The 6388-nt window shown below is 42.9% G+C and carries 5 protein-coding genes and 1 tRNA gene; 1 reads left to right on the top strand and 5 read right to left on the bottom strand.

Translation table 11 applies throughout. The annotated features are described in order from the left end of the window. Nucleotides 1-281 precede the first annotated feature (281 nt). On the bottom strand, nucleotides 282-1853 hold the full coding sequence (locus tag V7K44_RS03790) for an alkaline phosphatase D family protein (RefSeq protein WP_334928788.1): 1572 nt from the start codon (nucleotides 1851-1853) through the stop codon (nucleotides 282-284). Between the two features lie 245 nt (nucleotides 1854-2098). Between V7K44_RS03790 and V7K44_RS03785 the strand changes: the two genes are divergently transcribed. After that, the gene (locus V7K44_RS03785; RefSeq protein WP_334928786.1) at nucleotides 2099-3112 is read left to right on the top strand and encodes a WD40 repeat domain-containing protein; all 1014 of its coding nucleotides are present in this window, start codon (nucleotides 2099-2101) and stop codon (nucleotides 3110-3112) included. A gap of 61 nt (nucleotides 3113-3173) precedes the next feature. On the opposite strand, the gene V7K44_RS03780 is transcribed toward V7K44_RS03785, so the two are convergent. The 4 genes from V7K44_RS03780 to ribH form a co-directional block, all read right to left on the bottom strand. Then, entirely contained in the window at nucleotides 3174-4436 is a 1263-nt protein-coding gene (locus tag V7K44_RS03780; protein WP_334928784.1) for a glutamate-5-semialdehyde dehydrogenase, read from the bottom strand. Between the two features lie 4 nt (nucleotides 4437-4440). Further along, entirely contained in the window at nucleotides 4441-4848 is a 408-nt protein-coding gene (locus tag V7K44_RS03775; protein WP_334792789.1) for a hypothetical protein, read from the bottom strand. Nucleotides 4849-5518: 670 nt separating this feature from the next. After that, nucleotides 5519-5590 (bottom strand) — tRNA-Gly (locus V7K44_RS03770). Between the two features lie 127 nt (nucleotides 5591-5717). After that, nucleotides 5718-6296 (bottom strand): 6,7-dimethyl-8-ribityllumazine synthase, encoded by a 579-nt coding sequence (gene ribH, locus V7K44_RS03765; RefSeq protein WP_289799467.1) that lies wholly within the window; start codon nucleotides 6294-6296, stop codon nucleotides 5718-5720. Between the last annotated feature and the right edge of the window lie 92 nt (nucleotides 6297-6388).

The following is a 6388-nucleotide window of genomic DNA, read 5'->3' as shown; positions in this document are numbered from 1 at the left end:
TCAGTTGCACTCAATTTAATAAATCCTCAACATTTAAGAAACTGGTTTGCTAGTTGCTGCTACTGTACCTCATAACAGCCGTAAATGCTGTATCCTCCGCCTTTTTTAAGTCTTTTGCAGTTTTGATAATTCAGATAGCATTGCTATATCCGAACATTCGCAAAATGTGGGATAAAAACATCTGAATTAGGATATTGTTATGGTCGAAATCATATTTAATACTATATTGAAACCCTCCAAATAGAATCTGGAGGGTTTGTTTGATTACTTATGAGGTTTGCTTAACTTAGAAGTGCCCCTGGTTGTCCGTTTTGGACTACAAAGGAAGCTAGGGTTTTGACTGAGGCATTCATATCAACGATGCTTGATACAACGCGATAGTCACTTTGCCAGCGTTTTGGAGTCAGGTTGCAGCGCACGTATCCTCGGTAAGCACCATCAAAGAACTTAGTATGGGGATTATTAATTAGGGCTGCTTGAGATGCAGCGATGAATGAGGTGGGAAAGTCAGAGGTAATTGAAGTTCCTACGAACTCAGTGCCTACCGTCGGCGATTTTGGGTTATTAAAGTCAAGCTTTAGGTCGTGTACCCAACTAGAATGGATGTCTCCAGTAATTACCACTGGATTAGAGGGTTGGCGCTGGTTGAGAAAACTCAAAAGCCGATTACGTGCAGCCACGTAACCGTCCCACTGATCCACATTGAAGACACCGACACCTGGACTACTATTGAAATTGTACTCGGCTAACATAGTCTGTTGAGCAATCACATTCCAGCGCGATCGCGATTGGTCTAACCCTTTTCGTAGCCACTGTTCTTGCTCTGAGCCTGTCATGGTAGCATTTGTATCAAAAGCTTGGGGACAGCGAGGCTTAATTCCATCATCACAAGGTTGATTAGTGCGATACTGCCTCGTGTCTAGCACATTGAACTCAGCTAAATTACCGAAAGTCAATCGCCGATAAAGCAGCGCGTCTGGGCCCTTGGGCAATGAAGACTGACGTAGAGGCATATGTTCGTAGTAAGCTTGGTAGGCATTAGCTCGCCGTTTTCTAAAAGCCTCTTGGGTTTGGTTATCTTCGGGGCTTAAGTTGGCGTAGTTGTTGTCAACTTCATGATCGTCCCAAGTGACAATCCAAGGAAAAGCCGCATGAGCAGCTTGGAGATTTGGGTCAGTTTTGTAGAGGGCGTGGCGATCGCGGTAGTCTTTAAGAGTAATGATTTCTGGACTGTTATGCTGGCGCGGCCCACCAAACTGTGGCCCGTATTCGTAGATGTAATCACCCAGATGAACCACAAGGTCGAGATTTTCCTCAGCCAAATGCCGATAAGCCGTATAGTAGCCATTTTGCCAGTCTTGACAGGAGACAAAAGCAAAGTTCAGTTGTTGGGTATAGCTATAAAATGCTGGTGCTGTACGAGTTCGTCCAATGGGGCTAACTTCCTTACTTACTTTAAATTGATACCAGTACCAACGGTCAGGGTCTAGTCCACGGACATCAACGTGGACTGAGTGTGCTAACTCTGGTGTTGCTAGTACTGTTCCTCGCCGCACCACCCGTTTCATGTTTTCATCAAGGGCAACTTGCCACCGCACTGGAACATTTACCAGTGGCATTCCACCTCCAGAGAGTGGATTGGGAGCCAGTCGTGTCCAGATCACAACACCATCCGGCAAAGGATCGCCAGATGCAACACCAAGACTGAACGGATAGCTAGAAAACCTTGAGTTAGCCAATACCGGATGCCATTGGCTAGCTACTGTTAACCCTGTTAAGAATCCTGCACCCAACAAAAAATCCCGCCGTCTGCAACGATTTGCTAGTAGGCGTGTACCATCCATAAGTTCCATATTCACCCCTTCCCAGATGTAAATACAGTTGGCATTCAGGAGGGTCAATTGCCAAAAGCACAAACAATGGCTTGATTTGACTTGTTTCCTAATTGCTGCTCAACCAAACACAAGGAACCTACCAAACCAGGATCAAGTAGAAATTAAGATTTTGTTAAGTTTAAAATTGAATTAGGGGATTGGGCATTGAAACTGGGATAAATTTGTGGCGCATTTAGACCCACCATCAAAATAGTAAAGAATTTATGACAGTTAACGATGCAGTTTTGGGAGGGATTGAAAGAGTTAAGCAATTGCTGGCGCATGGAAAGGTTGAACAAAAAATTGATGCCCTTCTAGATGCTTTTGAGTATGGGGAAGCTGGCTTAGACTTGATTATTGAAGCTTTACAGAACTCAGAGGTTGATGTTCAAGAGGCAGCTTATTGGCTACTTCAGGAAAGTACAGAGCCAAGAGCTAAACTGGCATTACAGCTTTACAATCCATATTTATTTTTTGAGTATCTTTTTACTATTGAGAGGTATACAGATGAAGTTCGCAGTATAGCTTGTGTAGATATAAGCCAAGAGTTGCAAACCGTAGTTACTTGTAATTATAACAACATAATTCAAGTGTGGAATATGCAAACACAACAGGTAATATGCACATTCCAGCCAGAAGTAACTAAGGAATTTGATCAAATCGTAATCGCACCCAACAATCGCATTTTAGGACTTTGGCATTGTAATGATTATGCTGAAGTGTGGGAGCTAAAAACAAAGAAAAAAATCTTCACTACACATCGCCGCTCAGATTGGTTTTGGTATATTGCCTTTAGCCCAGATGGTCAATCATTTTTAAATGCTGTTGACGGAAAAATTTTTGAATTATGGGATATAAAACTAAAAGGAATAATTTCCTATATTTATATGTCCGACATGGGTCATAATTTTATCTATTCAAATTCGCAAGTTTTAGTAACTGAAGAAAAAGACTTTAACCAAAAGTATAAAATATGGGATTGGCAAATCCAACAAGTAATTTGCACCTTAAGCCTTTCAGGGTATATGCCTGTAATTACTGTTAGCCACGATCAACGCTTTTTACTTAGTGGTAGTCGAGAAAATGGAACCATTAAAGTGTGGAACATTCGGACAGGATATGAACTTTGTAGTCTCACAAGTCACTCATCGTCAATTACTCGTCTTGCAATTAGCTCAGATGAACAAAGACTATTTGTTTGGAGTGGAGACAGCACCGTTGAGGTGTGGGGAATTTAATTCTTCACGGTGATTTAAGATAATTTAAGTTCAGAATTATACTGTATAAATTACGAATTATTTAAAATCTGCCATTTCCCTGAACAATGTGCTTAACGGTGGTCAAAGTTTCCAGGCTGATAAATCCCCGACGATGACCTTTTTGATTAGACATACCGAGAAATACTGAATCTCCCCGCGAGGGGTTGCGGGAAAAACGCGGGGAAGTATTGATGTAGGTAGAGGCACTGTTAACTCCCAACGCAAACTGCCGACTTTCTTGGTAAGATTCAGTCACGATGGAGTCAGCATGACCACTGCTGTATTCATTAATCCAGGCGATCGCAGCTTCTAAGCTATCTACTAGTTTAAAAGCTACTGTCCTAGTTAAATAAGGGTTTCCCCATTCGCCTTCTTTTACCAGCTGCAACTGGGGAAAGGCTTGTACTAGTTCTGCATCCCCTTTAATTTCAAAGCCTTTTTCCATTAAGCTGTTCCATAAAACTGCTAAAGATGATGGCAAGGCTTGACGATGAATTAGTACTTTTTCAATGGCGTTGACTTGATCGGGTTCACTTTGATGGCTATTAAGAATCATCAAGCGCACCATTTCTAAGCTACTATTGGGCGACCAGTAGAGGTAACAGTTACCCATCGCCGACTTTAAAACTGGGCAAGTTGACTGTCGGACTACCTGCTGCACTAAGCTAGAACGTCCGTAGGGAATCACTAAATTCACGTACTGGTCTTGGGTGACTAGATCCCGAACCGAAGCCCCATGTTCTGCTGTGATCAGTTCTAGACAGCCGGGAGCTAGACCAACTTCTGCGATCGCATTTTGCAGTGCTTCAGCGATAGCGGCGTTGGAATGGCTAGCTTCGGTACTGCCTTTGAGAATTATACAATTGCCAGTTTTGATACAAAAACCCGCTGCGATCGCCCCTAAATCAGGAAACGCCTCATAAATAAATCCAATCACTCCCAAGGGCATTAATTGGGTGTAACTTTGGGAATCTTCTAGTTGATAATCAGCGGTTCTAACGCGTCGCAGCGGATCTGATAATTCCCCCAACCGTTGTAAAATGTCTACTGTCATCTCTAGCCTTGTGGGAGTCAGCTTCAGCCAGTCCAATATCAATTCAGGCACTGCCATTTCCCGACTGGCTTCTAAATCCAAGGTATTGGCTTCTAGAATGTCGTCAAATGAGCGCTCAATCGCCTTTGCCATTGCCAATACTGCACGACTCCGGTCTGCTCCCTTTGTAAGCGCCAACTTTAGGGAAGCTTGATAGGCCCGTTGGGCACTAGTAATCGGTTCGGGGTGGTCATCCAATTCAACAGTCATTGAGTTAACGTCTGTAGGTAAGCCAGACCATTAGTGCTGGTAAGATAGCCAATAGCACCGCCACCATTGCCCAAGCAATAATGCTGGAACCATTTGCCAATCGCAGTGCTAAAGGCAGCCATATAATCACTAGCACGAAAATAATGCCCAGCGCTATAGGCAGATAGCTTTCTCCCAAGCGGGGATGGACAACATGCCAACTATTTCCCATCCAACGCCAAGCCCGTTTGTAGGGATAGGTGGTGGAAAGCTGTTCTAGAACATGACCATTATCTTCTACAACAAAGATTTGCTGACAGCGATCGCAACCAAATGCTTCTGTCAGTGTAATCGGAATTAACTGACCCCGGCGACGACAGGGACAGGGGTATTCGGTATTGAAATCGATTTTTTCGGGTTTTTTAGATTGCACAAGCGTTCTAATAACTTGAGCGTGTTTTACAGGAACTATGAGAATATAATGCCTTGGTAAACACTTTAAAGGCTTCTGTCTTTATACACATAAAAAGGCGATATAAACATTGCCCTGATTACAAACAGTAGATGCAGCTAACTTTAAGTATCCGACTAATTGCCAAATCAGTACGGAGTTATCTCTTTGTAATCTTTCCCGGTAGCTGGCGATCTTGTTTAAAAATTTCCTTCTCTTCATCTGTCGCTTTCAAGGTAATGTGGTTGCGTTTTTGGGATTTATTATGCTGACACACCTAGTACAATTTTAAGCATAGGTCGCGACCACTCCTAAAGCAAATCCTTTGGGAAGGCTACGCTCGTAAACAACACAAATCAACAAACCTTAGATTATCCTTTGGGCTACTATATATTACTATCAGTTCTCAAGGTTAGATCGGCACTATATCCAATATCTATTCCTTGCAGTTCACAAGTGTTTCCAAAGCAGGAATTGCTAAAACACTTATTGTAGTGTGTAACTGTTTATATATACATTGTGGCTAATCTTGACTGACCTGTCCACAATTGGAGCAGGTAACAAGAGTGCAGAGCTAATCTACGAACACTTCAACGCACCCTAAAAATACTAAACCTCTTGGAATTGTTAAATTCAAGAGGTTTTAGTTGGAAGCGGGTAACGCGATTCGAACGCGCGACATTCACCTTGGCAAGGTGACGCTCTACCACTGAGCTATACCCGCGATCATCACCCGAATACCAATATCTCAGATTTATCTATAATTGTCAACCCCCTAATTTAGTTATTGGTCATTAGTCATTGGTCATTTGTCATTAATAAATAACAAAGGACAAATGACTAATGACGGACTAGCCGAGTTCTTCCGACTCCAAAGTTAAATTGCCAACGCTGGCACTTGGAAAAGCGGCTGGCAAAGACTGGCTATTACGCGAATATGGCTCTGCAAGGTTAGAACGCAGTTGCCGCATCAGGCTAGCCATCTCTAAGGCATTCAGGGCGTAATCCCAGCCATGATTACCTTTTATACCTGCCCGTTCTAAGGCTTGCTGCATAGTATCTACTGTCAAAATTCCAAAAATTACTGGCACCCCAGTTTGAAAGCTAGCGGCGGCAATACCTTTAGAAACCTCTGAGGATACGTAATCAAAATGGGGTGTTTGTCCTCGAATGACTGCGCCAAGACAAATTACAGCATCATAACGATGGGAAAGTGCTAATTGGCGAGCTACTAAAGGTACCTCAAAACTTCCTGGAACCCAAACATAGTCCACCTGATTACCCTGGGGATTAGGGTCTACACCGTGGCGTTTTAAACAATCTTGACATCCCTCTAGCAGCTTTCCAGTAACGAGGTCATTGAATCGACCAATCACCACTGCAAACCGCAAAGGCTCCGTTTGGGTAAAAGTTCCCTCGAAAACTGCCATGACTGCCTCTTTATCAACTATACTTCTGGCCAATATACATTTCTTATTTAAATGTAGAGGAGCAGGAAAGCGCGGTCAAAATGAAGTTAGTA

Origin of the sequence: Nostoc sp. (assembly GCF_036917235.1) — a bacterium.
GTDB lineage: Bacteria > Cyanobacteriota > Cyanobacteriia > Cyanobacteriales > Nostocaceae > Nostoc.
Note: the sequence above shows the minus strand (reverse complement) of the source record. Positions and strands in the feature narration are given on the sequence as shown.

Bases quoted from the DNA above. Each gene is read 5' to 3' on its own strand.
- V7K44_RS03790 (WP_334928788.1), bottom strand. From the start codon at position 1,853: ATGGAACTTATGGATGGTACACGCCTACTAGCAAATCGTTGCAGACGG.
- V7K44_RS03785 (WP_334928786.1), top strand. From the start codon at position 2,099: ATGACAGTTAACGATGCAGTTTTGGGAGGGATTGAAAGAGTTAAGCAA.
- V7K44_RS03780 (WP_334928784.1), bottom strand. From the start codon at position 4,436: ATGACTGTTGAATTGGATGACCACCCCGAACCGATTACTAGTGCCCAA.
- ribH (WP_289799467.1), bottom strand. From the start codon at position 6,296: ATGGCAGTTTTCGAGGGAACTTTTACCCAAACGGAGCCTTTGCGGTTT.